The organism is Pokkaliibacter sp. CJK22405, from assembly GCF_046614695.1.
Lineage (GTDB): Bacteria > Pseudomonadota > Gammaproteobacteria > Pseudomonadales > Balneatricaceae > Pokkaliibacter.
Map to the genome: position 1 here is coordinate 1 of NZ_JBKKHQ010000011.1, position 26,337 is coordinate 26,337.

Annotated in this window: 27 protein-coding genes and 1 tRNA gene; 19 read left to right on the forward strand and 9 right to left on the reverse strand. The window is 52.6% G+C overall.

What is annotated here, in order from left to right; all coding sequences use genetic code 11:
* Positions 1–17: 17 nt before the first annotated feature.
* The 4 genes from ACKC9G_RS06980 to flgA all read right to left on the reverse strand — a co-directional run bounded on the left by ACKC9G_RS06980 (position 18) and on the right by flgA (position 1,922).
* A tRNA-Arg gene (locus ACKC9G_RS06980) sits at positions 18–92 on the reverse strand.
* Positions 93–184: 92 nt separating this feature from the next.
* Positions 185–652 carry a flagellar export chaperone FlgN gene (gene flgN / locus ACKC9G_RS06985; protein ID WP_411404221.1) on the reverse strand — a complete coding sequence of 156 codons (468 nt, stop codon included), beginning with the start codon at positions 650–652 and terminating at the stop codon, positions 185–187.
* Positions 653–656: 4 nt separating this feature from the next.
* Positions 657–959: a flagellar biosynthesis anti-sigma factor FlgM gene (gene flgM, locus ACKC9G_RS06990; protein WP_411404222.1), complete on the reverse strand. Its 303-nt coding sequence runs from the start codon at positions 957–959 to the stop codon at positions 657–659.
* A gap of 255 nt (positions 960–1,214) precedes the next feature.
* Positions 1,215–1,922 carry a flagellar basal body P-ring formation chaperone FlgA gene (flgA, locus tag ACKC9G_RS06995; protein WP_411404223.1) on the reverse strand — a complete coding sequence of 236 codons (708 nt, stop codon included), beginning with the start codon at positions 1,920–1,922 and terminating at the stop codon, positions 1,215–1,217.
* Positions 1,923–2,018: 96 nt separating this feature from the next.
* Between flgA and ACKC9G_RS07000 the strand changes: the two genes are divergently transcribed.
* From ACKC9G_RS07000 to ACKC9G_RS07045, 10 genes are all read left to right on the forward strand, one after another.
* Positions 2,019–2,870 carry a CheR family methyltransferase gene (locus tag ACKC9G_RS07000; RefSeq protein ID WP_411404224.1) on the forward strand — a complete coding sequence of 284 codons (852 nt, stop codon included), beginning with the start codon at positions 2,019–2,021 and terminating at the stop codon, positions 2,868–2,870.
* 229 nt (positions 2,871–3,099) lie between these two features.
* Positions 3,100–3,504: a flagellar basal body rod protein FlgB gene (flgB, locus tag ACKC9G_RS07005; RefSeq protein ID WP_411404225.1), complete on the forward strand. Its 405-nt coding sequence runs from the start codon at positions 3,100–3,102 to the stop codon at positions 3,502–3,504.
* Position 3,505: 1 nt separating this feature from the next.
* The gene (flgC, locus tag ACKC9G_RS07010) at positions 3,506–3,952 is read left to right on the forward strand and encodes a flagellar basal body rod protein FlgC (RefSeq protein WP_411404226.1); all 447 of its coding nucleotides are present in this window, start codon (positions 3,506–3,508) and stop codon (positions 3,950–3,952) included.
* A gap of 13 nt (positions 3,953–3,965) precedes the next feature.
* Positions 3,966–4,622 (forward strand): flagellar hook assembly protein FlgD, encoded by a 657-nt coding sequence (locus tag ACKC9G_RS07015; RefSeq protein ID WP_411404227.1) that lies wholly within the window; start codon positions 3,966–3,968, stop codon positions 4,620–4,622.
* A 10-nt stretch (positions 4,623–4,632) separates the two neighbouring features.
* Positions 4,633–6,108, forward strand: coding sequence for a flagellar hook protein FlgE (locus ACKC9G_RS07020; RefSeq protein ID WP_411404228.1), 1,476 nt, complete (start codon positions 4,633–4,635; stop codon positions 6,106–6,108).
* 209 nt (positions 6,109–6,317) lie between these two features.
* Positions 6,318–7,205 carry a helix-turn-helix domain-containing protein gene (locus ACKC9G_RS07025; RefSeq protein ID WP_411404229.1) on the forward strand — a complete coding sequence of 296 codons (888 nt, stop codon included), beginning with the start codon at positions 6,318–6,320 and terminating at the stop codon, positions 7,203–7,205.
* A gap of 320 nt (positions 7,206–7,525) precedes the next feature.
* A complete protein-coding gene (locus tag ACKC9G_RS07030; protein WP_411404230.1) occupies positions 7,526–8,638 on the forward strand; it encodes an extracellular solute-binding protein in 1,113 nt (370 codons plus the stop codon).
* A 106-nt stretch (positions 8,639–8,744) separates the two neighbouring features.
* The gene (locus tag ACKC9G_RS07035; RefSeq protein ID WP_411404231.1) at positions 8,745–9,833 is read left to right on the forward strand and encodes an ABC transporter ATP-binding protein; all 1,089 of its coding nucleotides are present in this window, start codon (positions 8,745–8,747) and stop codon (positions 9,831–9,833) included.
* Positions 9,826–10,713, forward strand: a complete 888-nt coding sequence (locus ACKC9G_RS07040; RefSeq protein ID WP_411404232.1) for an ABC transporter permease — start codon at positions 9,826–9,828, stop codon at positions 10,711–10,713. The genes ACKC9G_RS07035 and ACKC9G_RS07040 overlap by 8 nt, the downstream gene beginning before the upstream one ends.
* Positions 10,710–11,528 (forward strand): ABC transporter permease, encoded by an 819-nt coding sequence (locus tag ACKC9G_RS07045; RefSeq protein WP_411404233.1) that lies wholly within the window; start codon positions 10,710–10,712, stop codon positions 11,526–11,528. Before ACKC9G_RS07040 ends, ACKC9G_RS07045 begins: the two co-directional genes overlap by 4 nt.
* Positions 11,529–11,542: 14 nt before the next feature.
* Here ACKC9G_RS07045 and ACKC9G_RS07050 read toward each other — a convergent pair whose 3' ends face one another.
* Complete coding sequence (locus ACKC9G_RS07050; RefSeq protein ID WP_411404234.1) at positions 11,543–12,055, reverse strand: MarR family winged helix-turn-helix transcriptional regulator; 513 nt, start codon at positions 12,053–12,055, stop codon at positions 11,543–11,545.
* 132 nt (positions 12,056–12,187) lie between these two features.
* Between ACKC9G_RS07050 and ACKC9G_RS07055 the strand changes: the two genes are divergently transcribed.
* Both ACKC9G_RS07055 and ACKC9G_RS07060 read left to right on the forward strand, forming a co-directional pair.
* Complete coding sequence (locus ACKC9G_RS07055) at positions 12,188–12,508, forward strand: DMT family transporter (protein WP_411404235.1); 321 nt, start codon at positions 12,188–12,190, stop codon at positions 12,506–12,508.
* 183 nt (positions 12,509–12,691) lie between these two features.
* Complete coding sequence (locus ACKC9G_RS07060; RefSeq protein WP_411404236.1) at positions 12,692–13,306, forward strand: superoxide dismutase; 615 nt, start codon at positions 12,692–12,694, stop codon at positions 13,304–13,306.
* A 69-nt stretch (positions 13,307–13,375) separates the two neighbouring features.
* Here ACKC9G_RS07060 and dcd read toward each other — a convergent pair whose 3' ends face one another.
* From dcd to ACKC9G_RS07080, 4 genes are all read right to left on the reverse strand, one after another.
* The gene (gene dcd / locus ACKC9G_RS07065) at positions 13,376–13,942 is read right to left on the reverse strand and encodes a dCTP deaminase (protein WP_411404237.1); all 567 of its coding nucleotides are present in this window, start codon (positions 13,940–13,942) and stop codon (positions 13,376–13,378) included.
* A 69-nt stretch (positions 13,943–14,011) separates the two neighbouring features.
* Positions 14,012–15,100, reverse strand: coding sequence for an iron-sulfur cluster carrier protein ApbC (gene apbC / locus ACKC9G_RS07070; protein WP_411404238.1), 1,089 nt, complete (start codon positions 15,098–15,100; stop codon positions 14,012–14,014).
* Positions 15,101–15,165: 65 nt separating this feature from the next.
* Entirely contained in the window at positions 15,166–16,260 is a 1,095-nt protein-coding gene (gene trmA / locus ACKC9G_RS07075) for a tRNA (uridine(54)-C5)-methyltransferase TrmA (RefSeq protein WP_411404239.1), read from the reverse strand.
* 122 nt (positions 16,261–16,382) lie between these two features.
* On the reverse strand, positions 16,383–17,603 hold the full coding sequence (locus ACKC9G_RS07080; RefSeq protein WP_411404240.1) for an HDOD domain-containing protein: 1,221 nt from the start codon (positions 17,601–17,603) through the stop codon (positions 16,383–16,385).
* Positions 17,604–17,779: 176 nt separating this feature from the next.
* On the opposite strand from ACKC9G_RS07080, the gene metG reads away from it, so the two are divergent.
* The 7 genes from metG (at position 17,780) to ACKC9G_RS07115 (ending at position 26,331) form a co-directional block, all read left to right on the forward strand.
* Positions 17,780–19,807 carry a methionine--tRNA ligase gene (metG, locus tag ACKC9G_RS07085; RefSeq protein ID WP_411404241.1) on the forward strand — a complete coding sequence of 676 codons (2,028 nt, stop codon included), beginning with the start codon at positions 17,780–17,782 and terminating at the stop codon, positions 19,805–19,807.
* A gap of 361 nt (positions 19,808–20,168) precedes the next feature.
* Positions 20,169–20,750, forward strand: a complete 582-nt coding sequence (rsxA, locus tag ACKC9G_RS07090; RefSeq protein WP_411404242.1) for an electron transport complex subunit RsxA — start codon at positions 20,169–20,171, stop codon at positions 20,748–20,750.
* Between the two features lie 10 nt (positions 20,751–20,760).
* Positions 20,761–21,345, forward strand: coding sequence for an electron transport complex subunit RsxB (rsxB, locus tag ACKC9G_RS07095; protein WP_411404243.1), 585 nt, complete (start codon positions 20,761–20,763; stop codon positions 21,343–21,345).
* Complete coding sequence (gene rsxC / locus ACKC9G_RS07100; protein ID WP_411404244.1) at positions 21,342–23,942, forward strand: electron transport complex subunit RsxC; 2,601 nt, start codon at positions 21,342–21,344, stop codon at positions 23,940–23,942. The genes rsxB and rsxC overlap by 4 nt, the downstream gene beginning before the upstream one ends.
* 6 nt (positions 23,943–23,948) lie before the next feature.
* Positions 23,949–24,983, forward strand: a complete 1,035-nt coding sequence (gene rsxD / locus ACKC9G_RS07105) for an electron transport complex subunit RsxD (protein WP_411404245.1) — start codon at positions 23,949–23,951, stop codon at positions 24,981–24,983.
* Positions 24,984–24,988: 5 nt separating this feature from the next.
* Entirely contained in the window at positions 24,989–25,630 is a 642-nt protein-coding gene (rsxG, locus tag ACKC9G_RS07110; RefSeq protein WP_411404246.1) for an electron transport complex subunit RsxG, read from the forward strand.
* Positions 25,627–26,331 (forward strand): electron transport complex subunit E, encoded by a 705-nt coding sequence (locus ACKC9G_RS07115; protein ID WP_411404247.1) that lies wholly within the window; start codon positions 25,627–25,629, stop codon positions 26,329–26,331. The genes rsxG and ACKC9G_RS07115 overlap by 4 nt, the downstream gene beginning before the upstream one ends.
* The last annotated feature ends 6 nt before the right edge of the window (positions 26,332–26,337 follow it).

Consider the following 26,337-nt stretch of genomic DNA (forward strand, 5'->3'; position numbering starts at 1 on the left):
GAAGAATAAAAAAGCGATGGTCTCCCCACCAGGACTCGAACCTGGATCTGCCCCTTAGGAGGGGGCCGTTCTATCCCTTGAACTATGAGGAGATCAACGGAGCAACGTTATACCAAGGGAACGCTTGTCCCGCAACTCGCAGAGCCAATTCAGAAGAAATAATAAGTTGAGCCAAATCAGCGAGTTAAGCTTTGCCAATAACCTGATTGGCCGCGTGATGCGCTGCCTTGCCGGAATTATTATAAAGCTGCTGATTTTTTTGCTGCCCTTTCGCCAGATCCAGCGTCTGACGGGCAATCGTTAGGGAGCGACCAACAATCATTGAGTTGATGTCATTCGCCTGTTTGAAGTCTTTGAGGAGGGTGTCCATTTCAACCAGTGCGGCCGTCATGGCTTCAATCTGATCTTCCGGCGTTGCTGACAAATGGCCCTTACGATCCATTCCCAACCCGGACTGCTGCAGTTTCTCGGCCCGAAGCGTGACGTTGGCCTGTAGTTGCTGCAGCAGTTCATTCTTCTGATCTACACAGTCAGTAAAACCTTCAAGACTGCGCTTTTTAAGCAGCTCGCGTTCCTCAAGAGTTCGTTCAATCACCTGCACAAGAAGCTGGTTGGCGTTCTGTACGAGAGTTAAAAGATTCTCTTGAGACATAAGATCAACTCATCAGTGCGTCAAAATCCAGCATCTTACGAGCGGTGCTATTAGCGTCGACAGAGTAAGAGCCATCTGCAATGGCGGCTTTCACGCGATCAACCTTATCCTGATCGAAGTCTGACAACTGATGAACCTGATCTTCCAGACTCTGCAGTGACATAGCTTCGGAGCTCAGTTGCACCTTATCGCCACTGGCTGCTGTAGTACCAGTGTCGGAGGTCTTCTGCTGTTCAGTCGTCTGGGTTTTTACCCGGGAACTGCTTGCCGGCTGATTGATTCCCAGACCATTAATGTCGATGGGCATAATACTTTCCTTCAAAAATCACGCTTGGTGATTAAAGGTATCGGCGGGATTAAGGATTACTTTAGAACTTTTTTTGCTAATTTTAGCCTCGTTCTTCAAGTGGCAATTTCTGGCCACTGGCAACCTTCCCGCACATCAAAACAGCTTCATAATAACTGACTCAGCTTCTGTGATCAGCATTTAATCAGGTGAACTTGCCGATCACTCATTGTAATCAAGCAATTTACATGCCCAGCATGCGCAGAAAGTAAGTTATCAGTTGATCTCCACTTCCTGTGGCCCGATGACTCTTCCCTGAAGCTTACGCTTGGAAGAAGCATTCTCAACCGTAATACTCTCACCCACTTTACCGTCCTCTAACGCCACGCCACGAGTGCTTATTCTGGCGCTTCCGGACACGGCCGTAATAGTGATCAGGTCGCCTCGCTGAATGACAACCGGGGGCTCCAGCATACTGGGCGCCAGCACCGTATTCACGGAAAGATGACGAATTGCCGAGAGCCCAAGGACATCTTTGGTATCCAGAAAATACTGTCGCTGAAGACCCGAAACATCACGTTCCTCAAAGCGTAAATCCCCTTTGGTCACGGCCTGACCACGCTGCAACCGCCGGTTAAGAACAATCACTTGCTGGTACAGGTGGATCGTGACCGGGACATAAATAGACCAGGGTTTAGGGTTGAGGCAGCTGACTTTAATATGCACACGCCCCAGCCAGTCGTCGCTCTTGCCTTCGACCGTCAGCGGCTGTGCGCAGTCAGTAAACATCAGGCGCGGATCAATGGGATCGACATCCACATCAATACGTCCCTGAATAAAGCTGCCTTGCTGGGTCAGCTTTTGACCGATAAAGTTCATTACAGCCTGAGTGATCTGAGCGCTACGGACAGCGCCGTAGGAGGGCTGGATCAAAAAGCACAGTAAAAGCAGGCAGCAATACTTTTTCCATCGAGAACATTGCATGTAACTGTCGCTTATGTGTTTATAATTACTCAAATTCTCGCAGAACAGGGATAACACAGCAAACCTGTGCTGAAATCCCCTAAAAGAGGTCTCGGAATGAACCAGAGCTCCTATCAGGCGCCCGATATTTCTCTTCAGGATTTTTCCGCTTTCAAGGAATATCTTGAGAAGGCATGCGGCATTCTGCTCGGAGATAACAAGCAGTATCTGGTGAAAAGTCGACTCGGCCGCTTAATGGCCGAGCATAAATTTGAGACCTTGGGAGATCTGCTCAAACGTCTGCAGAGCAATGCCTTTTCTGGCCTGCGGCAGGAAGTCATCAATGCGATGACTACCAACGAAACCCTCTGGTTCCGGGATATTCACCCCTATACCATCATTCAGGATCGCATCTTCCCTGAGCTTGATGAGAGAAACCGGGGCGGCCAACTCAAGATTTGGTCAGCGGCCTGCTCTTCCGGACAGGAACCCTACTCTCTTAGCATGCTCGCGGAAGAAACGCGGCAGAAGCGTTTGGGCGCTTTGCGCGGCGACATCCGCATTACTGCAACCGATATTTCCACATCGATTCTGGATCAGGCCAAAGCCGGGCGCTATGAATCACTGGCTCTTGGACGAGGATTGTCGCCGGAGCGTCTTAAACGCTTCTTTAATCAATGCGGCGATGGCTCATGGGAAGTTAAACGCGAAATCAAACAGCGGATCGACTTTCGCACACTGAATCTTAAGGATAGCTATGCCAGCCTTGGCACCTTTGATCTGGTGCTTTGCCGTAATGTGCTCATCTACTTCTCTCCAGAGCTTAAAGCAGACATTCTTCGCCGAATTCACAAAACATTGAAACCAGGCGGATTCCTGATGGTCGGGGCCTCTGAAGCCGTGACCGGCCTGAATGATATCTATGAAATGATTCAATGCAGCCCCGGTATTATCTACCGCGCACGGTAAGCCATTGCCGTTCGCCCTTCTCTGATCTACACCTCATTGCCGCTTTCTTTGCCACTGCCCTCCAATGACTGGCTCACTCCTTTGGCTAATGCCGCGACTGAGCCCCTCAGATCCTGATAAATCAAGTAGTTAACCTACCTCCCTAATCGGGCCTTAAATAAGGTCTAAAAATGGCACACCCCTTGCTCTATACCTGTTAAGCAACGCAATGAAGCAACAGGTGAGTTCGATGGCAATCAGTTTTGATACTGCACTAGGGATACACGATGACGCACTGCTGTACCGCGCCAAACGTGCCGAAGTGCTGTCCAATAACCTTGCCAATGCCGACACTCCCAACTTCAAAGCGCGGGATCTCGACTTCTCAGCCTATCTGGCACAGGCAACTGAAGCGGCAAATCCTGTCGGTCTGCGGCAAACCAATGCCCATCACTTTGCCGCTGACGGCAATGATATGACAGATGAAAGCCTGCTTTACCGTGTACCAGTGCAGCCAGCGGTTGATGGAAATACTGTCGACCCCGAGATTGAGAAAGCCGCTTTCATGGAAAACGCCATGGATTATCAAGCCAGCTTTCTCTTTCTGAACCGCAAGTTTACCGGCCTGAGCAAGGCCCTGACCGGAGGACAGTAAGATGTCCCTGAATGATGTGTTCAAGATCGCCGGTTCTGGCATGAGTGCTCAGTCAGTTCGACTGAACACCACCGCCAGCAACATTGCTAACGCCGATAGCGTCAGCAGCAGCGTTGATCAGACTTACCGTGCGCGCCAGCCGGTGTTTGCGACCGCATTTAGTCAGGCCATGGAAGATCAGGGTTTCAACTACGACAACCCGCCAAGTGACGATGCAGGTCTTGGCGTTAAGGTGTTAGGCGTAGTCGAAAGTGAATCGCCATTACGGCAGGAATATGAACCAGGGAACCCCATGGCCAATGAAGACGGCTATGTGTTTTATCCCAATGTGAATGTTGTGGAAGAGATGGCCAACATGATGTCCGCGTCCCGGTCTTTCCAGACCAATGTGGAAGTCATGAACACCGCCAAATCAATGATGCAACGCGCACTGACACTCGGTCAGTGATGAGGATTAGAGCATGAGCACGAGCGGCATTGATGGTCTTGGGACCAGTTCATCAGTAACAAGCAGCACCAGCAGTACGACATCCGCGGCGTCACTTGATTCCGATATGTTCCTGCAGCTGATGATTGCACAGCTTAAAAACCAGGACCCCACCGACCCTGCAGATACTGCAGAGTACATGGGCCAGCTGGCGAACCTGTCCACCGTTGAACAGTTGACCAACCTTAATTCGGCAGTTTCCGATCTGGCGACTTCCCTGCAATCCAACCTGGCTCTGCAGGCCTCTTCCATGGTCGGCCGTACTGCCTACGTCGATAGTGACTCAGCTGAATTAGATTCAAGTGGCAGCATTAATGGCCTGCTTGATCTCGATAACTCGGCGGCAGATGTAACGGTAGGGGTCTATGATTCCACAGGAACACAGGTCGACTCCATCAGTCTGGGCAGCCTGAGCTCTGGCGAGCATTCCTTTACCTGGGAGCCAGCAGATGGCACCAGCACGGGCACGTATTACTTTGCGGCACAGGGGACCGTTGGCTCATCCAATACCTCCCTGACCACTTACATGGGGCAAAACGTAGATTCTGTCAGTATTGGCAGTAGCTCGGTCACCCTTAACCTTGCAAACGGCTCAACCGCGTCAATGTCAGACGTGAAGCAAATTTCGTGAGGACCTAACTATGTCATTTTCAACGGCAATCACAGGACTTAAAGCTGCTTCCACGGATCTGGATGTACGCGGTAACAACATCGCTAACGCCAGCACAACGGGTTTTAAATCCTCGCGTGCCGAGTTTGGTGATATTTATTCATCTTCGGTAGCTGGTGGCGGCTCAAGTCGCACCACCGGTAATGGTGTGTCTGTTCAGGATATCCAGCAGAACTTTGCTTCGGGTACGCTTGAAAATACCGACAACAACCTTGACCTGGCGATCGACGGCGATGGTTTCTTCTCTTTGAAGGACACCGACGGCACTGTTACCTACACCCGTAGCGGCGCGTTTGAGCTGATTCCTGAGTCTGGCACCAGCAATACTGCCAGTGTCACCAGCGTTCTTCGTTCAAACAGCGGTTCTGCGGTTCAGGGTCGTCTTTATAATGACGATGGTCAGCTGGTTGGTGGCACCACCGATATCACTATTGATGCAACCGACAAAGTGAGTGCACCTGAAGCCACCAGCGCTGTCACTGTCAGCGTCCAGATTGACTCGACTCTTGACCCTGATGATCTGCGCACTCCGTATGATCCCACGGACTCTTCCACTTACACCTATGGCACAACCCAAACGGTCTATGACAGTTTGGGTAACGAGCAAACCCTGGCCTATCAGTACGTGGAAGTCGCGGACCCCAACGATCCAAGCGCCACCAACGACACAACCTACTATGTTGTTCACGTACTGCGCGTTGAAGATGACGGTACCTACACCGAGCTGCCCGTTGGTTTACGCGATGGCACAACCACTGACTCCACCGTCTATGATCCAAGTACCTCGAATCTGATTTACGCCTTTAACCGTTCGTCCGGTACGCTTACAGGCATTGGTATCGGTTCGGTAACAGCGGGAACTACCGGTACCGCGCCAGTATTCACGGATGCCACCGGCCAGGGCCTGCAAAGCGCGACCTCGGCCTCTGCACCAACGGTCTATGTAGATAATGCTGACCCCACTATCCCTGCGGTAACAACCTATCCAGCTACTGACGATATCAACAACCTGTTGGCATTTAATGCCGCAGGTACGACTCAGTATTCGCAGGACTCCCAGGTGAACAACACCTTCAAGGACGGTCATGCGGCAGGTACGCTGACAGACGTGTCCTTTGATGAAAACGGCAATCTGGTGGCCAGCTATTCCAATGGCGAGAGCAAGAAAATTGCTCAGATTCAGCTGTATACCTTCGATAACCCCACGGGCCTTAAGCCTGTAGGTGATACCGAGTGGGCAGCTACCGCATCTTCAGGTACCCCAGTGGGTAATCCTCCCGGTGTGGGCTTGAACGGTAGTCTGGTATCGGGATCTCTTGAGTCGTCCAACGTGGACCTTTCGGAAGAACTGGTCGGGCTAATCATTGCCCAGCGTAACTACCAGGCCAACTCGAAAACACTGGATACCGAGAACAACGTCACCCAGACCATCCTGAACATCGGTTAATCAGGCACTATAGTGCCGTCTTAAACGAGTTCATTGACATACAAACGCCACCTTTGGGTGGCGTTTTCATTTTTCTGATACATATTTGCAGCCTTTGCCCCGCATAAGGTCTTTTTCTCATCAAAAAATTATAGTAAAAAGCTTATTGACCACTGGTTATATCATAATCAACTCATCTACACTCCAGTCCAACAATAACAAGGAGGTGAATGATGCCCATTACGCAAACACCCGAGTTCGAACTTAAAGACCCCAGTCTTGATACCATTCGCTGTGTCGAACACGGTCATCCCAGCCCGCTGATTCGCTGGCACGCCCATGATGATTTTGAGCTTCATTTTATTGCCGCGACTACCGGCAAGGTCTTTGTCGGGGATTATGTAGGCACTTTTACTCCTGGCCAGCTGATCCTGACCGGCCCACGTTTGCCCCATAACTGGATTTGTAGCAATGACACCCCTACGGTAGACATCCGTGACCGCGCTATTCAGTTTCCTGAGGACAGCATTCTTAAAGCCGGTGAACTATTACCAGAGTTCACTCAACTCACTCCCCTCCTTGAGCGCGCCCGTTCAGGCATTGAATTCATCCGCTATCCGGTCGAACTGGCACAACAGCGCTTTGAGGAAATCAGTCAGGCAAGTGGACTTAAGCGCTTACTGGGCTTTCTGAGCTGGCTGCAGGAACTGGCAGACTGGAATGACTATCGCCTGCTCTCTACCGTGCAAATGAATAACACTGCCAATGAAGGCATGCAGCAGAAGATCAATACGGTGGTGGATTACATTAATGAAAACTGTGAACAGCAAATCACGCTACACGAGGTTGCCTCATTGGTAGGCATGAGTGAAAGCAGCTTTTCACGTTTCTTTCGCAAGGCCACTGGCAATCGATTTGTCGAGTTTTTAAACCGGGTACGCATTAGTCGCGCCTGCATTATGCTGACCGAGTCTGATGAGCAAATTACCAAAATTTGCTACCAGGCAGGATTCAATAATATCGCCAACTTTAACCGTCGCTTTCAGGAGCTTAAAGGCGTCACACCCCGTGAATATCGCCGCCAGGCCCAACTTCGCACGGCAGCACGCGTAGCCTGATCTATACTTCTTCGAAGATGTAATAAACATCCGCTTTCCACCTTATTTACAGTGTCAGCAATACTTGCTGGCACTGACATTCCCATGCGCGGATGAAATACGCGCCCTCTAAAGTCTCTTTTCATTCGAAACAAAAAAAGCCGACAGCGCCCAGTAAAACCACAAAAAGCGACCAAAAATTTTCAAAAAACGACATCAAAAGCGCGAACGCTTCAACTTTGTGGGGAATTTTTTCACTTTGTCATACATTCTTAATGGTATTGCTTTGGAATCAGACTTCTATGCGATTTACCTGAAAATAACCCTAACAGGAGTAAGGTATGACAATCTCTCGTCGTCGCTTGATGAAAGGCGCGATTGCCACAGCTGCAGCTGCCAGCGTTCCCTTCTATATCAACCGCTCTTACGCTGCCTCCAAGGAACTGCGTATTTATGCCTGGGCGGGCTATATCACTGATGAAATGCTGGCCAACTTCAAGGAGAAGACCGGCATCAACGCCACCTTTACTCCTTACGGCACCAATGATGAGCTGATGAACTCCCTTCGAGCCACTGACGGCTCGGGCTTCGACATCATTATGCCGACGGTGGACCGCGTCCCGGGCTATGTAGATTTTGGTCTGGTACAGCCACTGGACACCAGCAAGATCAAATGGGATGGCTGTCTGGATAGCGCCATCAGCGGATCTGAAACCGGCGGCGTGGTAAAAGGACAGCGCTACTTTGCTCCTTCTGACTGGGGCACCGAGGCCATCACCTATAACACTGAAGAAACCAAGCTGGATCGCAGCAATATTAGTTACGGCGATCTGTGGAATCCTGATAATGGGCAAGGCGTGACCGTACGTGGTCACTCTGCACTGGTCGGTATTGGCCTGTGGCTTGAGAAAGCAGGCAAATTGCCTTTCCCCATGCTGGACTCCTACAAGAATGAAAAGGCGATGCGTGCCAACTTTGATGCCATTCTCAAAGTTGCCGTAGAGCACAAAAACATGATTGCCCAGTTCTGGTCGACAGAGAACGAAGCTCAGGGTGCCTTCCGTACCAACGGCGCCATTATTGGCCAGACGTGGGACAGCACCGCATTCAAACTTAAATCCGAGGGCGAGCCTATCGCTTACGCGGCGCCTAAAGAAGGCGCACTGGCCTGGATGGAAGGTTTTGTTATTCCCAAGAACGCCAATAACGTCGATAACGTTTATGACTTTATCAACTGGTACTACACCCCAGAAGCGGGCGCGATGTTCGTAAAATCCACGGGATATAACTCAACGGCCAAAGGTGCTTCTGCGTTGTTGCCAGAGGCTACCAAGCAGTTCTTCACTGATTCCTATACTGACGAAGACCTGAAAAACCTCTGGTGGTGGCCTATCCAGGATCCCTGGTATGTGGCACTTCGCAATGAATATCAGGATCGCTATCTCGCTTCCTGATAGAGGCTAAACGGGCATGCAGGGAGGCTAAACGCTCTTCATGCCCTCCTTCTTTGGCGCTCTGGCGCCCTCCTCTCTCCCTGACTCAGGATATCGAGACGTATCTATGGATAGTAGCGTTCATCTGGACAATGTAGTGATGCGTTTTGGGGACTTCACGGCAGTAACCCGTACGGATCTCAAAATTGAATCCGGAGAATTTTTCAGTTTCCTCGGCCCTTCCGGCTGCGGAAAAACCACATTGCTGAATATGGTCAGCGGCTTTCTCCAGCCAACCGAAGGCTGCGTGCGTATCGGTGGAATGGATATGACTCATGTCCCTGCCAATAAGCGCCCAACCTCCATGATTTTCCAGAATCTGGCGCTGTTCCCGTTAATGACGGTCGCTGAAAACATCGAGTTTGGTCTTGAAGTTCGCGGCATTAAGCGCGGTGAGCGCAAAAAAGTCTCTGACCGTCTTTTAAATCTTGTCGCATTACCTGAAAGTGCCAACAAAAAAGTCTCTGAACTCTCTGGTGGCCAGAAGCAGCGCATCGCTATTGCCCGAGCATTGGCTATCGAGCCACAGGTACTCCTGCTGGATGAGCCTCTTTCTGCTCTGGATCTTAAACTGCGCCAGCATATGCGTACCGAGCTGAAAGACATCCAGCGCAAAACCGGCATTACCTTTATCTACATCACCCACGATCAGGGCGAAGCGCTGACCATGTCAGACCGTGTTGGCGTGATGTCTGCCGGCAAGCTGCAGCAGGTCGGTGACCCAATGCGACTTTATCGCAAGCCCGAAACCCAATTCTGTGCTTCCTTTGTGGGTGAGAATAATAAGCTCACCGGCACAGTCAGCCATGTGGATGGCCACCTGGCCACCGTGGATTGTGGTTCGGCAGGTCATCTGCAAGGCACCATCGCTAAACCCGTGAGCGTTGGCGAGAATGTATGCCTCTTTATTCGTCCCGAGTTTTTGCGCCGTCATAAAGGTGGTGAGACTGGAGCGAACCAAATCAGCCTGCGCCTGAATGAGCTGAACTTTGAAGGCTCTTACATCATGGCCGATGGCCAACTGGCAAATACGGAGCAAAATATCCGGGTTCAACTCAATACGGACAGCTATCTGGATGACCTGACACCGGGCAGCAACATCACTTTTGGCTACCAGCCGCAAGAGGCGACAGTCATTGGAGGTGAGCATGTTTAATCAGCTGCGAGACCGCTTCGGCGCTCCCGTCGGCTTTGCGGTCATTGCGCTGGTCGCGATCTGGCTGATCGCGATGGTGATTCTGCCGCAGCTGCTGATGGTGGACTACTCGTTCCGTCCCAACCTGTTCCCCAGTGAAATTGGTGGACCAAAAGACACCTATTCTCTGGAAAACTACGTCACCCTCTTTCATAACAAGATTCACCTGAGCATTTTCGGCAAGACCATTTGGTCCAGCGTGATGGTGACATTCTTCACGCTGGTTGTGAGCTATCCGCTGGCTTTTTATCTCGCCCAAACGGCGACTCGCCAGCAAGCGGCACTGTGCCTTTTACTGTTGATTATTCCTTTCTGGATTAACGAGATTCTGCGCACCTACTCCTGGTACATCATTCTGGCGTACAAAGGCCCTCTGAATATGCTGCTGGAAGGTTTGGGCTTCATAGATCGACCGATTCGGTTTCTGTCCGGAGATGCTGGTGTCATGATCGGGATGGTGTACGCCTACATCCTCTTTATGATTTTCCCCCTCTACAACGCACTGGAAAGTCTCGATAACAACCAGATTCGTGCAGCACGAAACCTTGGCGCAGGCTGGATTCGTACTCATGCTCGCATCATCATTCCCCATGCGAAACCGGGCATTGCCACCGGCTGCATCATGACCTTCATGCTGGCAGCAGGTAGCTACGCCGTGCCGGCCCTTCTGGGATCGCCAGGTAGCCGCTGGTTCACGCAAATTATCTATAACTGGTTCTTCGAGGGAGGTAACTGGAACCAGGGCGCAGCCTATGCGTTCCTGTTACTGATTCTCTGTATCGGCTTCATCGGACTCATCATGAAAGTCTGTAAGGTTGGACTGGGAGATATTGCCAAATGACATCCCAAACTATCCTTAAATGGGGCATCCGTACCTATCTGGGCTTTTTCTTTATCTATCTTTTCCTGCCGCTGATCATCATGTCGGCAGCGACGTTCAACGACAGCCGCTTTCCGACTGTGGCACCGTGGAAAGGCGCCACGCTGAAATGGTTTCAGGCGCTCTGGGAAGACAACGGCATGTGGAATGCGCTGGCGAACAGCATCTGGGTCGCCATTGGCGTTCTCGTTGTGGCGCTACCTATCGGTATTGCCTGTGCGCTGTTCCTCAGCACTGTTGAGGGCAAGGGGAAAACCTTTATCTATTCGCTGATGATGTCGCCGCTGCTGACACCTGGTGTCATTATCGGTATCTCAACGCTGATTTTCTGGAAACGCCTGGATGTGACTGGCGGCATCGCGTTGACAGTAGTGGCACAGACTACCTTCATTGCCGCGTACATCATGTTGATGATTCTTGCTCGCATGCAGCGCTTTGACCGGACTTTGGAGCGCGCTGCGCTAAGTCTGGGAGCCAGCCATTGGCAGGTGTTCTATAAGGTTCTTCTCCCCTACCTGAAGCCTGCCATTATCTCGGCTGCGGTGATCGGTTTCCTGCAATCCTTCGAGAACTACAACACCACGCTGTTCGTCAAAGGCTATGACACAACCCTGACGGTCTATATCGCTTCCAAAGTACGCACCGGTCTGACACCAGCGGTGAATGCTCTGGGGCTGGTGATGATTTCCATCACTATCATTCTTGCGATTGCCTATGAAGTTAAACGCCGTCGGGAAGCTGCCGGCGCGGCAGCCCGTGCAGCGGATGCGGGTTAGAAAACCTTAGGCAATTAGGGTGTCGACTGGCTCAGCTCATCAATTTTCTGAGTCAGTCGATCCAGCATGGAATAAAGCTGTGCGTGCTCATCATGGGTGAGCACAGAACTGACTTGTTTCTCGAACTCACTGACGGCGCCCATCGCCGCTTCGATACACACCTTGCCTGCCGGTGTGAGCTTCACCAACTGACTGCGACCATCCTCCGGGTTCGCCAGCCTTTCAACCCACCCCTGCCCTTCCAGGCGTTTAAGTACCTTGGTTAAACCACCAGAGCTGATGAGCATAAAATACCCAAGTGCTTTCGGGCTCAAGGTGTACTGAGCATCGCTGGAGCGAAGCGCACATAACGCCTCAGAGTCAGCCACCTGCAATCCAAAGGGAGCAATGATGCTGGCATAGACCTCCAGCAGCCGGTCATGCGTCCGGTACAAGGACCATAAACCCGGTGCATTGGGGTGATTCAGTTGCGGCCAGTGTTCAGAAACCAGAGCGACTAACTGATCGACAGGAGCATGGGTTTTCATAGTGACAATCAACCGGACCAAGTAAGAAAAGAGAACGACTCAAAAAATTCATTTTCAACTATCTTGCCAGAAAGATAAACCCTCCGTAGACTATCTTTCCAGAAAGACAGTTTAACTTATACGAGGTGGATTATGAGTCCCTGGTTCTATCTTCTGGCTGCCGGAGCTTTCGAAGTTGGCTTTACCTACTTCCTCAAACAGTCTGAGAGTTTCAGCAAGCTCTGGCCCAGCCTGGCTTTTATTCTGCTGGGCTCCCTCAGCGTGTACCTGATGAGCAAAGCGCTGCATATCATCCCTCTGAGCACCGCCTATGCTGTGTGGTGTGGATTGGGGATTGCCGGTACAACGCTGACCGGGGTCATTTTGCTGGGCGAGTCACTAACTCTGATGAAAGCCATCTTCCTGACCACGCTCGGGATCTCGATCGTTGGCCTCAAGACAATGGCTCATTAAATAGCCAGACTCTAAGCCGCATTCTCCAAGGCAAAGGGAGTAACGGGCTGTTTCCAGAAAGAAAAAAACGTGACGGGTATTGATAATGACTCTTATTATCACCAGAGTAAGTAGTGAAGCATTCAAGCGTCTGATTGAATTACTTCCATTCAAACAACGCAAGATCAACTACAAGGAGTTGTTATGTCACACGCACTGCCCAAATTGCCCTATGCCTATGATGCGCTTGAGCCACATATTGATACCCGCACCATGGAGATCCATCACACCAAGCATCACCAAACCTATGTGAATGGCTTGAATTCTGCGCTGGAAGGCTTGCCTGAGTGGCAGGACAAACCCGTGGAAGCATTGCTTGCGGCATTTGACCGCCTACCTGAAGAAGTAAAAGGTGCAGTCCGTAATCACGGGGGCGGCCATGCAAATCACAGCCTGTTCTGGCAAGTAATGAGCCCTGAAGGTGGTGGGAAACCTGATGGGGAACTGGCATCAGCCATCGAGCGCGACTTTGGCTCCCTCGATAACCTGAAGGACGCTTTCAACAAAGCCGCAGCCTCACGTTTTGGTAGTGGCTGGGCATGGTTGGCGGTTAATGATGCCAACAAACTGGTCGTCACCAGTACGCCAAACCAAGACTCGGTCATTGTTGACGGCCTGACGCCTATTCTGGGTCTGGATGTTTGGGAGCATGCCTACTATCTGAACTACCAAAACCGCCGACCAGACTATATTTCGGCTTTCTGGAATGTCATTAGCTGGCCTGAAGTCAGCCGTCGCTTCACGGAAGCAACCAAGTAACGACTTGGTTAATCCATAAAAAAACGCCCTACTGGGCGTTTTTTTATTAGCGAGGCACACTATAGGGTTTTAAGTCCGCGGCACGACAACACCGGTCTGACCCTGGTATTTACCAGCACGATCCGCATAGCTGACATCACAGACTTCGTCAGACTCAAAGAAAAGCATTTGGGCAACACCTTCATTGGCGTAAATTTTTGCCGGTAATGGTGTTGTATTGGAGAACTCCAGCGTCACGTGCCCTTCCCACTCAGGCTCAAGAGGTGTCACATTGACGATGATGCCACAACGCGCATAAGTGCTCTTACCCAGACACACTGTCAGGATATTGCGAGGAATCCTGAAGTATTCCACCGTCCGCGCCAGCGCGAAGGAGTTAGGTGGAATGATGCAGACATCTGACTGCACATCAACAAAGCTCTTCGCATCAAAGTTTTTAGGGTCAACGATGGAGGAGTTGATGTTGGTGAAGATCTTGAACTCATTGGCACAGCGAACGTCATAGCCGTAACTGGACGTACCGTAGGAAATAATTTTTCCCTGATCTTTCTCACGCACCTGACCCGGCTCGAAGGGAGAGATCATGTCGTGGGAGTCCGCCATCCGACGAATCCATTTATCTGACTTAATAGCCATGTGTCCTCTCTGCACTAAGTGCGGCTTCATCACGAAGCACGAATAGATAGAAGTACCGGATAACGTCGCTCAGTCATCATCCATGGAAAATTCAGGCATTGCAGGCGCCTGTCGCTCCAGCAGAGCAACGGCTGTCGCCAAGGCTATCTGACGATAGTGACCCGCTTCACTGCTGTCCGGATCAGCCAGTACCGTCGGTTTGCCACCATCGGCCTGCAGACGGATATTCATGGCCAAGGGAAGCTGGCCGAGCAGCAGCGTATCATAGGCTTCAGCAATTCGCTGACCTCCACCCTGCCCGAAGATAGGTTCTTCATGGCCACATTGGCTGCATCGATGAAGGCTCATGTTCTCCACCACACCCAGGACCGGAATATCAACCTTACGGAACATTTCAATGCCCTTGCGCGCATCCAGCAGGGCAATATCTTGTGGCGTGGTCACAATCACCGCTCCGGCGACCGGCATTTTCTGCGCGAGAGTGAGCTGAATATCGCCGGTACCTGGCGGCATATCGACAATCAGATAATCCAGGTTATCCCAGCGGGTCTGCGTCATCAGCTGCTGCAAAGCACCACTTGCCATCGGGCCACGCCAGACCATGGGCTGCTGCTCATCAATCAGAAAGCCCATCGACATTGCCTGGAGGCCATGAGCCTCGACAGGTGCCATGGTTTTTTCATCAATCTGGCCGGGGCGAGTGCCACTGGCAACACCCAGCATCATGCCCTGGCTGGGGCCGTATATATCCGCATCCAGCATCCCCACGCGCGCGCCGAGCTGAGACAACGCCAGCGCCAGATTGACTGCCGTCGTTGACTTGCCGACACCGCCTTTACCGGAAGCCACGGCAATGACATTTTTTACACCTTCAAGTCCAGCGACCTGCGCCCGGGCTGTGGTAACAGGCACCGCCAGCTCAATGCCCAATACCAGTTCCAGACCACCGAGATGCGGAGTTAACAGATCACCGACATCCTGACGAATTTGCCCTTCCACACCCAGATAAGGGTACGGCAAAACCAGTGACACATGACAACGCAGGGGCTCCAGACGGATCTCACGAACCGCGTCCATTTCCAGCCAGTTCTGCCTGAGAACCGGATCCACGTAGCTGTGGAGGATGTCCAACAAGGTAGTGCGAAGCTCTGCGCTCATTTCTGGCGTCCTTTTGGATCGGAAGAGATTCAATATGCCCTGCATCACGGGGAGAGCCATAACGATTAGCCGGCGCGACGCTTAAGCATCACACCGCACTCTTTGTGATGGGTGTAGGGAAACTGGTCAAATAAGGCAAAGCGAACCACTTCATGGGTTTTGCCCAGTTCACCCAGGTTCTCATGCAGGGTATCCGGGTTACAGGAGATGTACAGAATATTGCTGTACTGCTGAATCAGGGCAATCGAGTCAGCATCAAGCCCGGCACGTGGAGGATCGACCAGAACGGTATCAAACTGATAATCCGCCAGCCCGAGCTCTGTAAAGCGGCGGCCACCCTGGCCGTTGTTAAGCATCGCGGCGCTGAACTCTTCTGAAGACAAGCGGCCAATTTTGACGTTATCGATACCATTGAGTTCAATATTGTATTGCGCAGCATAGACCGAACTTTTCGCAATTTCAGTACCCAGTACCCGATCAAAGTTCTGCGCCAGCGCCAGACTGAAATTGCCGTTGCCGCAGTATAGCTCCAGCAGGTCGCCACCCATGTCACGGCTGACATCAATAGCCCATTCCAGCATTTTCTCGGCGACACCGGCATTGGGCTGGGTAAAGCTGTTCTCGATCTGTTTGTACTGCAATTGGCGCCCGTTCACGTTCATGGTTTCGGTCACCCAGTCACGTTCGATCACGAACTTCTGCTTACGGCTGCGACCCACCAGATCAAAACCCAGAGAGTCACGCATGCCGCGCGCCAGCACTTCCCATTCCTCGGTAAGTGCCTTGTGATAAAGAAGAGAAATCAGCGCTTCGCCAGACTGAGTCGTCAGGAAGTCGACCTGAAAGAGTTTGTAGCGCAGCACCGGATGCTTTTTCACTTCGTCGATAACACGCGGCATCAACTCGTTGATCAGCTTGCTGGCCACCGGAAACTCATTGACCCGGTAGTGATCCCGATTACCACCTTTCTCAAACATGACGTAGTAGAGATCATCACCTTCATGCCATACCCGAAACTCGGCGCGCATACGGTAATGCTCTGGAGCAGAGGCAAAAACCTCAAGCTCAGGCGGATTAAACTCGGCAAACTGCTGCGTTAGCTCTGCCGCTTTCTCGGCCAGTAGCTCGTCATAACGTTCAGGCTGGGTGGGCTGTTGCAAGTCGAACCTCGTGAGACAAGACAATCAAGTACATGGGCAATCAAATGGGGCGGCATTCTAGCATGTTTCTACACCAAACACCGCCCCATTCGCTATGCACGAAACCAGCCTGGTTAATAAGATTAACGCCAGGTAATTCCCCAGTGGGCGCTATCCTCCTGCCACTGTTTCATCAGTTCACCAAAGCCTTGCGCTGTGACCTTGTCGGCATCGAACCGGGCTCTTAAGCCTGCCTCTTCGCTCAGTGACGGCAAGAGTGCATCCGCCAGATAGACCAGCCAGCACGGCTTGGCAGAAGCTTCATGCAATGAAGGGTCATGATGAGCCAGCACCATTTGAATAATAGGTGCTGGCAGATGCCACAAGCTCAGAAGATAAGCGCCGAGCTCAGCATGAGTTACACCGATAATCCGCCGCTCAGCCTCTGGCAAGTCGATGGATTCGGCGGCCATCAGATCAAAGACCTGACCGTACTGTTCAGGCATACGGGCAGCAAACAGCAGCATCCCCAGATCATGCAGCAGGCCACCCATCACCACCTGATCAGCACAGCGTGGCGACAAACCCGATTGCAACGCCATTACCCGGGCAAACTGCCCAACCGCGACAGAACGAAGTCGCACGGCATCAAAAGAAAACCGCTGCCAGTTATTTGGAGATAACTCATTCAGCGCGTGGTTGACCAGCAGAAGATCACTGACGTGTTCCATTCCCAATCGCACCAACGCATCCTGCACAGTTTCGATCGTGCGATTAGCACCCGCAAAACCGGAATTGACCATTTTCAACAGTCGTGAGGCAAGGCCGATATCCGACTCAATCTCACGGGCTACCTGTCCCATGCTGGCATCCGGGGATTGCACCAGCTGCTGAATGCGACGAATCACCGCGGGCATCATCGGCAAGCTGCCAATGCTACCGGCCACCTCACGCACACGCGGGCTGGAGATCATCTGTTGGAGCGCGCATGACTGGTTAATCGCATCAATCAGTACATCGATATCACAAGGCTTTGCCAGACATTGGTGGGAAAGCTCTGTGGCACGGACCAGATCCTCCACCTCGGCATAGCCGGTCAGTACGATTCGACCCATGGCCGGATAGCGGGTAACGATATGCTCAAGCAAGCGCACGCCATCCATGCCTGGCATCCGCATGTCGGTCACTATGACATCATAGGGAGCCTCGCGTTCCAGCAGCGCCAAAGCGACGGGACCGCTTTGTACGAAAGCGATTTCCCAGCCATCGCGTTTCTTGCGAAGCGCCCGACGCAGGCTGCTCAGAATCAGAGGGTCGTCATCGACCAGCAAAACGCGCTTTTTATTCGCTTCAATCACGCTCATAACCGCATTCCTGAGGGGCGGGAATCCGCCTAAAAAGATGCAAGGCCGCACGCCTATCGCTATAGTAGTTGAATTTTTCCGCCCATGTCAGGGAGATGCCCCAGGGATTCTGGCAATTGCTCTCCTCGCTGACCTGGCTTCACGCTTATCGAAAACGCCGAGAAATCGCTACTACTATGTCAGACACTCCTCGCCAGATTCTCGTAACCAGCGCCCTTCCCTATGCCAATGGCTCACTGCACCTTGGCCACTTGCTGGAGCAAATTCAAACGGATATCTGGACCCGTTTTCAGCGAATGCGTGGTCACCAGTGCATTTATGTTTGCGCTGACGATGCCCACGGCACCGCCATCATGCTCAAAGCCGAGCAGATGGGCATTACTCCTGAAGCACTGATCGATGATGTTAATCGCGAACACCGTGAAGACACGGCAGGCTTTCTGATCAATTTTGATAACTACTACTCCACGCATTCACCGGAAAACAAGCAGTATTCCGAGCTGATCTATAACCGCCTGAAAGCCGCTGGTCATATTGCCGAGCGCACGATTACGCAGGCGTATGATCCGGTGAAAGAACTGTTCCTGGCTGACCGTTTCATCAAAGGCACTTGCCCGAAATGCAAAGCGGAAGATCAGTACGGTGATAACTGTGAAGTCTGTGGTGCCACCTACACGCCCGCTGAGCTGATTAACCCACGCTCGGCGATTTCCGGTGCGACACCGGTGAATAAAGACTCCGTTCACTTCTTCTTTAAACTGTCCGACTTCGATGCCTTCCTGAAAGACTGGACGCGAAGCGGCACTTTGCAGGATGAAGTGGCGAACAAGCTCTCTGAATGGCTGGACTCTGGCCTGCAGGAATGGGACATCAGCCGTGATGCGCCCTACTTCGGTTTTGAGATTCCCGGCGAAAAAGACAAGTTCTTCTACGTCTGGCTGGATGCGCCTATCGGCTACATGGCGAGCTTCAAGCAGTACTGCGACCGTGAAGGCATCGAGTTTGATGCGTTCTGGAACAAGGATTCCAAAGCCGAGCTTTATCACTTTATCGGTAAAGACATCATCAGCTTCCACGCCCTGTTCTGGCCTGCCATGCTGAGCGCATCTCAGTTCCGCACCCCGACAGCGGTGAATGCCCACGGTTTCCTGACCGTGAATGGCAAGAAGATGTCCAAGTCCCGTGGCACCTTTATCAAGGCGCGCACCTATCTTGATCATCTGAGCCCTGAGTATCTTCGCTATTACTTTGCTGCCAAGCTGACTTCAACCGTCGATGACCTTGACCTGAACCTTGAGGACTTCGTACAGCGCGTGAACAGTGACCTGGTAGGCAAAGTCGTTAACATTGCCAGCCGCTGCGCCGGTTTCCTGACCAAGAAGTTTGATGGCAAGCTTGCAGACACCGATGCGGCGCCTGAGCTGACCCGCGAATTTATGGAAGCAGGCGAGCGCATCGCTACCGCTTACGAAAAGCGTGAATACAGCCGTGCCATGCGCGACATCATGGCGCTGGCCGACAAGGCTAACCAGTACATTGCGGATAAAGCCCCTTGGGTACTGGCCAAGGAAGAAGGTAAAGAAGCCGAGGTTCAGCAGGTTTGCACTGCTGGCATCAACCTCTTCCGTATTCTGGTGACTTACCTGAAGCCCGTTGTTCCTGAACTGGCAGAGAAAGCCGAAGCCTTCCTGCAGGATTCTCTGACCTGGGCCAGCAGCCAGTCATTGCTGCTCGGCACCTCTGTCGCACCATTCCAGGCGCTGATGTCCCGCGTTGAAATGGATAAGGTTAACGCCATGATTGATGCCTCCAAGGAAGAACAGGCGGCTGCAGCACCTGTTGTGCCTAAAGGGCCTCTGGATGAAACGCCACTGCTGCCTGAAATCGAGATTGGTGATTTCAGCAAGCTGGATTTGCGCGTAGCCCGCATCCTTAAAGCGGATCACGTTGAAGGCGCCGACAAGCTGCTGCAACTGACGCTGGATCTGGGTGGCGAGACGCGTAACGTCTTCTCCGGTATCAAGGCGGCTTATGACCCGAAAACACTGGAAGGCCGCCTGACAGTGATGGTGGCTAACCTCAAGCCTCGCAAAATGAAGTTCGGTATGTCAGAAGGCATGGTGCTTTCTGCAGGTACAGGCGGCAGCGATCTGTGGCTGCTCGAGCCGGATGAAGGCGCAGAGCCAGGCATGCCCGTGCGCTAAGTAACGGAAAAGGTAGAGATCAGAGTGGGCGTTAGGCCCACTCTTTCTTCCTTATCAACAATAACCATATGAACTATCAATAAATATATACAGAACTAAAAGAAATAACGTAGTTAGTTAAGTTCTAACTCAGAAGCGGCATTTTCGACCTGTCCTCATTAGAATGAGACAATATCTGGTACCACTGGGAACGCTCTCTTGAAACTCCTGTCTACAGATGCCAACAGAGATTAAAGCAGCCCCAGTAACTACAACTCGGCCAGAATGGCGAATAAACCAAGATGGCGATTTAAGTAGTACCTGCGGATCAACCCGTTCAGGCGTTTTCGGCCTGCACTCCACAATGAAGTGATATGTAACGATGTCTGATATCGCCCTGATTCTTGTCAGTACGATCCTGGTCAACAACTTCGTGTTGGTTCAGTTTCTTGGACTTTGCCCCTTCATGGGGGTCTCCAACAAGCTTGAGACAGCTATCGGCATGTCTCTGGCCACGACTTTTGTACTGACATTGTCATCACTGTGCAGTTACCTCACTTATGCCTTCATTCTGAAACCGCTGGGTATCGAATACCTGCAAACCATTGCCTTTATTCTGGTGATTGCGGTGGTCGTTCAGTTCACCGAGATGGTGGTGCATAAAACCAGCCCGGTGCTTTACAAAGTTCTGGGGATTTTCCTGCCGCTGATCACCACTAACTGCGCGGTGCTGGGCGTTGCGCTGCTCAATATCAAAAAGCAGAACAGCCTGGTGGACTCCGTCTTTTACGGTTTTGGCGCAGCAGTTGGCTTTTCACTGGTGCTCGTACTCTTTGCGGCAATGCGCGAGCGTATCGCTGTGGCGGATGTGCCAAGCCCTTTCAAAGGCGCAGCCATCAGCATGATTACCGCCGGGTTGATCTCTCTGGCATTCATGGGCTTTACCGGTCTGGTTCAGATCTGAGGACAGCACCATGACGTTGATTATTTATGCAGTAGTCGCCTTGCTGGGCTTGGCATTAGTCTTCGGCGCCATTCTGGGTTTTGCCGCTATCCGCTTCAAAGTTGAGGGAGACCCCATCGTCGATGAGATTGATGGTCTGTTACCTCAAACACAGTGCGGTCAGTGTGGCTATCCAGGCTGTCGCCCCTATGCCGAAGCGATTGCCGGCGGCGATGAAATCAATAAATGCCCTCCCGGTGGCCAGTCCACGATTGATGCGCTGGCCGATCTTCTGGGCGTTGAAGCGCCAACACTGGATGCCGCACACGGAGAGGAGAAACCCAAGTCCGTCGCCTTTATCCGGGAAGATGAGTGTATTGGCTGCACCAAGTGCATTCAGGCATGCCCGGTTGACGCCATTCTTGGTGCCGCAAAACAGATGCATACCGTGATCACCAGCGAGTGTACCGGATGCGATCTCTGCGTTGAGCCCTGCCCCGTAGATTGTATTGACATGATTCCCTTACAAAGCACCCTGGATAACTGGGTTTGGCCAGCTCCTGAGAAAGCAGAGAACCTGATTATGACCGACCGTGGCAGAGGACATGCAGCATGAGTGCTCTCAGCCGTGAAACAGGCACCCTTCCACTGAAGATTTATGACTTCGGCGGCGGCATTCATCCGCCCGAAAACAAGTCACAGTCAACCCAACAGCCCATCGCTAATCCGCCACTGCCGGGCAAAATCATCCTGCCGATGAAACAACACACCGGCGCCGCGGCAGAACCTATCGTCGCCGTGGGTGATAAAGTGCTTAAAGGTCAGATGGTGGCCGAGCCCTTTGGACGCGTCAGTGCCGCCGTCCATGCGCCGACGTCCGGTAAAGTGATTGCCATTGCTCAACACGCCGTGCCGCATCCTTCAGGAATGGCGGATCTGTGCATCCATATTGAGCCTGATGGTCTGGATGAGTGGACACAGCGCATTCCGCTGACGGACTACCTCAATGAAAGCCGGGAAACCGTGCTCAGCTTCCTGCGCAATGCCGGTATCGCCGGGCTTGGTGGCGCAGGCTTCCCCACGGACATCAAACTTACCACCCCAGACAGCAACCCTATTGATACGCTGATTCTGAATGGTGCCGAATGCGAGCCTTACATCACTGCGGATGACATGCTGATGCGTGAGCGGGCCGATGAAGTGCTGCGTGGGGGCGAAATTCTGGCCTGGCTGCTCGGCAAGCCCCGTATCATCGTAGGTATTGAGGACAACAAGCCTCAGGCTATCGCCGCACTGAAAGAAGCCGCGATGCGTTCAATTTACCCTGTGGAAGTCGCAGTAGTACCGACCAAGTATCCTTCCGGGGGTGCTAAACAGCTGACCTACCTGCTCACTGGCCGTGAAGTTCCAAGCGCAGGGCGTAGCCATGAAATTGGTGTGATTTGTGTGAATGTGGGCACCTCTGCTGCCATCTTCCGAGCGGTGACTCTAGGGGAGCCACTCATCAGCCGTGTGACTACGCTGACAGGGCAAGCCCTTTCGACACCTCAGAACGTTGAAGCGCTGATCGGCACGCCGGTTGAGTTCTTGCTCAACTTCGCAGGAGTCGACAGCAAACAGCTCAACAAGCTGATTATGGGCGGCCCGATGATGGGCTTTCCATTGCAGGAATACAGCACGCCAGTCACTAAACTGACCAACTGCCTGATTGCCTCAACGCCTGCTGAAATGCCAGCGACGCCGCCCTCTCAGGCCTGCATTCGTTGCGGTCTTTGTGAACAGGCCTGCCCTGAATACCTCCTGCCACAGCAGCTTTACTGGTTCGCCCGCAGCCAGGAATACGATAAGGCCGAACAGTTCAACCTCTTTGACTGCATTGAGTGCGGCGCTTGTGCCTACGTATGCCCAAGCAGCATTCCGCTGGTTCAGTATTACCGCAATGCCAAGGATGAGATTCGTCAGGAAGCGGCCGAGCACCAGAAAGCGGAGCATGCACGTATTCGCTTCGAAGCACGTCAGGCGCGTCTGCAACGCGAGATTGATGAGAAAGAAGCCAAGCGTAAAGCACGCGCAGAAGAAGCGGCTAAGGCCCAGGCAGCCAAAGCCGCTGGTGTTGCTGTTGCCCCATCTGCGACAGCCTCTGCGACTCCCGCCGTTGCTGCAGATGATATCAAGACACTGAAAACAGCTGCGGCGATTGCTCGCACCAAAGTTAAGAAAGCGGAAAAGGCATTGGCTGCGGCGCAGGAGTCCGGCGACGAAACACAAGCGCTCGAGCAGGAGCTTAATATCCTGCAGCAAGCTTCCGCTGACGCAGAGACTGCCCTACAAAAAGCAGAGCAATCGGCCGCGCCTGCAGCAAATGCTAATGCGGGCGTTGATGTCAAAGCCCTGAAAGTGGCAGCTGCCATCGCTCGCACCAAAGCGAAAAAGGCGGAAAAGGCACTGGTCGCCGCAACTGAAAATGGTGATGCCAACCTCTCTCAACTGGAAAGTGAATATCAGCAGCTGGCCAAAGCCGCTGAAGAGGCTGACCACGCACTGACAGAAGCCGAGAAAGCCCACGCGCCTGTCCCTGCTGCGGTCGATACCAAACAACTTAAAATTGATGCTGCCATTGCCCGCACAAAAGCCAAGAAAGCGGAAAAAGCCTTGGTCGCGGCGCGTGAAGCAGGTGAAGAAACCACCTTGCTACAGCAAGAGTTTGATCAGCTAAGCAAAGTATCACTGGAAGCCGATCATGCGCTGCAGGCTGCGGAAAAGTCCGCATCGACCTCAGAGTCTTCTGCCGGGCAGGATCTAAAAGCACTGAAGACTGCAGCTGCAGTAGCTCGAACCAAGCTTAAAAAGGCCGAACAGGCACTGCAAACCGCTGAGGCCAAAGGCATGGACGGCGAAAGCGTCGACACGCTACGCAGCACAGTCATGGATTTACAGGCGAAGTCGGCCACAGCAGAACAGGCATTGTCAGCGGCAGAGAGCGAAGCCTCAACAGCGACTGCGTCGGCTGAAAGTACACCTGCTCAGCCAGCGGATCTTAAAAAATTGAAGATTGATGCAGCCATGGCCAAAGCCGCCGCCAAGAAAGCGGAACGCGCCCATGAGCAAGTCCAGCAAGACGGTGGAGATACCACCGCCAGCCTTGCTGCCCTGGAATCTGCGCGTGCTCAGGCTGAGCAAGCGCAAGCCGCCCTGAATGCTGCCCAGAGTTAATCCCTCATGATCAATTCAACTTCACCCTTTACCCGCCAGCAACTCAGTACCGCACAAGTGATGCAGGCGGTAATGATTGCCATGGTGCCGGGTATCGCCACACTCATCTGGATGTTTGGCTGGGGCAGCCTGGTTCAGATCGCACTGGGCACGTTGACGGCTCTGCTCTGCGAAGGAATCATCATGTACCTTCGCAAGCGCCCGGTGAGTTTCTATCTCAAGGACTCCAGCGCGCTGGTTACTGCCTGGCTACTGGCCCTGTCGATCCCACCTTATGCGCCATGGTGGCTGATCGTGATCGGCACAGCGTTCTCGATCATCTTTGCCAAACAGATTTATGGCGGGCTTGGATACAATCCCTTTAACCCGGCAATGGTGGGCTATGCTCTGCTGCTTGTGGCCCTTCCGGTCCCAATGACCCAGTGGACAACCCCTGCCACGGCCATGACCAGCCCTGACTTTATGACCGGGCTTCACTATATCTTCGAAGGCAGCCTGCTTCTTCCGGATGCCATTACCTCAGCAACACCGCTCGATGTAGTGCGTCACAAGGGCGCGACCAGCATTGCGGAGCTGTGGCAACAGAATACCTCTCTGGTCAGTATCTGGCCTGCGTGGATCTGGCTTAGCCTTGCCTGGGTGCTGGGTGGACTTTATATGCTCTACCGCCGGATTATTACCTGGCACATCCCGGTTGCACTGGTTGCCTCACTGGCCATTACCTCGGGTGTCTACTATCTGATGAACCCCGGGCACCATGCCTCTCCGGTCTTCCATCTGATGGCGGGAGCAACCATGTTCGGTGCCTTTTTCATTGCTACCGATCCTGTCACCGCGGCGACCAGTAATAAAGGCAAGCTGATCTACGGTGCGGGTATTGGCGTTCTGCTGTTCGTGATTCGCACCTGGGGCAACTACCCGGATGCAATCGCCTTTAGCGTACTTCTGATGAATCTCGCGGCCCCGTTTCTCGACTACTACACTCAGCCACGCACCTACGGCCACCGCCGTGCCAAGCGTGGATTGCCGAAGAAGAGTTAATCACCATGCTTATTGACTCGATAAAACGTAACAGCCTTGGCCTTGGCCTCTTTGCCGTTCTTACGGCAGGCACGATTGCCGTCGTTCAGGCAACCACTTCTGAGCGCATCAATGAGAATAAAGTCGCCGCTGCGACCAAAGCCCTTGCCGAAATGGTGAGCGCTGATCAGCACGACGGCTCGTTTTTTGATCATGAGGTCGCCCTTCCTGCCGGGTCACTGAACAACAGTGGTATCCCCTATGCGTTCCAGTCCGTGAAAGACGGCAAAGTAAATGCGGTCTTCCTGCCCGTCATTACCCATCAGGGTTACAGTGGCGACATTCGCGTAATTATCGGTGTATGGGCAGATGGCACTCTGGCGGGAGCTCGCGTCGTTGAGCACAAGGAAACACCGGGACTGGGTGACAAGGTTGAAACCCGTAAATCCAACTGGATTATGGCCTTCACCGGAAAATCACTGGGCAATACCAATGGTGAGGAGTGGAAGGTCAAAAAAGACGGTGGCGAGTTTGACCAGTTTGCTGGTGCCACAATTACACCACGGGCAGTCGTCGGCGCTATTCATAACGGCCTGGAATACTTCGCTGCCAACAAGGATCAGTTATTGACCCTTGCCCCTAAGAAACCTGCGGGAGCCAAACCATGAGCCAGTATCGCGACATCAGCTATCAAGGTCTCTGGAAGAACAACCCGGCACTGGTACAGCTACTCGGGTTATGTCCACTACTTGCCGTCTCGGCCTCTGTGGTCAACGCCTTAGGGCTTGGTCTCGCCACAATGGCGGTACTCACCTCTTCCAATCTCGCGGTCTCCCTGATCCGCAATCAGGTGACCGATGCGATTCGTCTGCCGACTTTTGTCATGATCATCGCCTCACTCACCACCTGTGTTGAGCTGTTGATGCAGGGCTTCACCTATGAGCTCTATGAAGTTCTCGGCATCTTTATTCCACTCATTGTGACCAACTGCGTCATTCTTGGTCGTGCAGATGCCTTTGCCAGCAAGAACCCGGTTCTTCCCTCCGTGTGGGATGGTTTCACCATGAGTCTGGGCTTCACTGTGGTTTTGGTACTACTGGGAGCCATTCGCGAAATCATTGGCCAGGGCACCCTCTTTAACCAGATGGACCTGCTTTTTGGTCCCATCGCAGCGCACTGGAAAATTGTTGTTTTCCACGAATACCCAGGCTTTCTTTTTGCAGTGCTTCCACCCGGCGCTTTCGTGGCACTGGGGCTGTTGATTGCGCTAAAAAACCTGATTGATCAGCGCATTAAAGCTCGCGCCGCAAAACCTCAGCCTGTTGAAGCGGGTAGCCGCCGGGTGCGTGTTACCGGTAATATCAGCTGATCACGC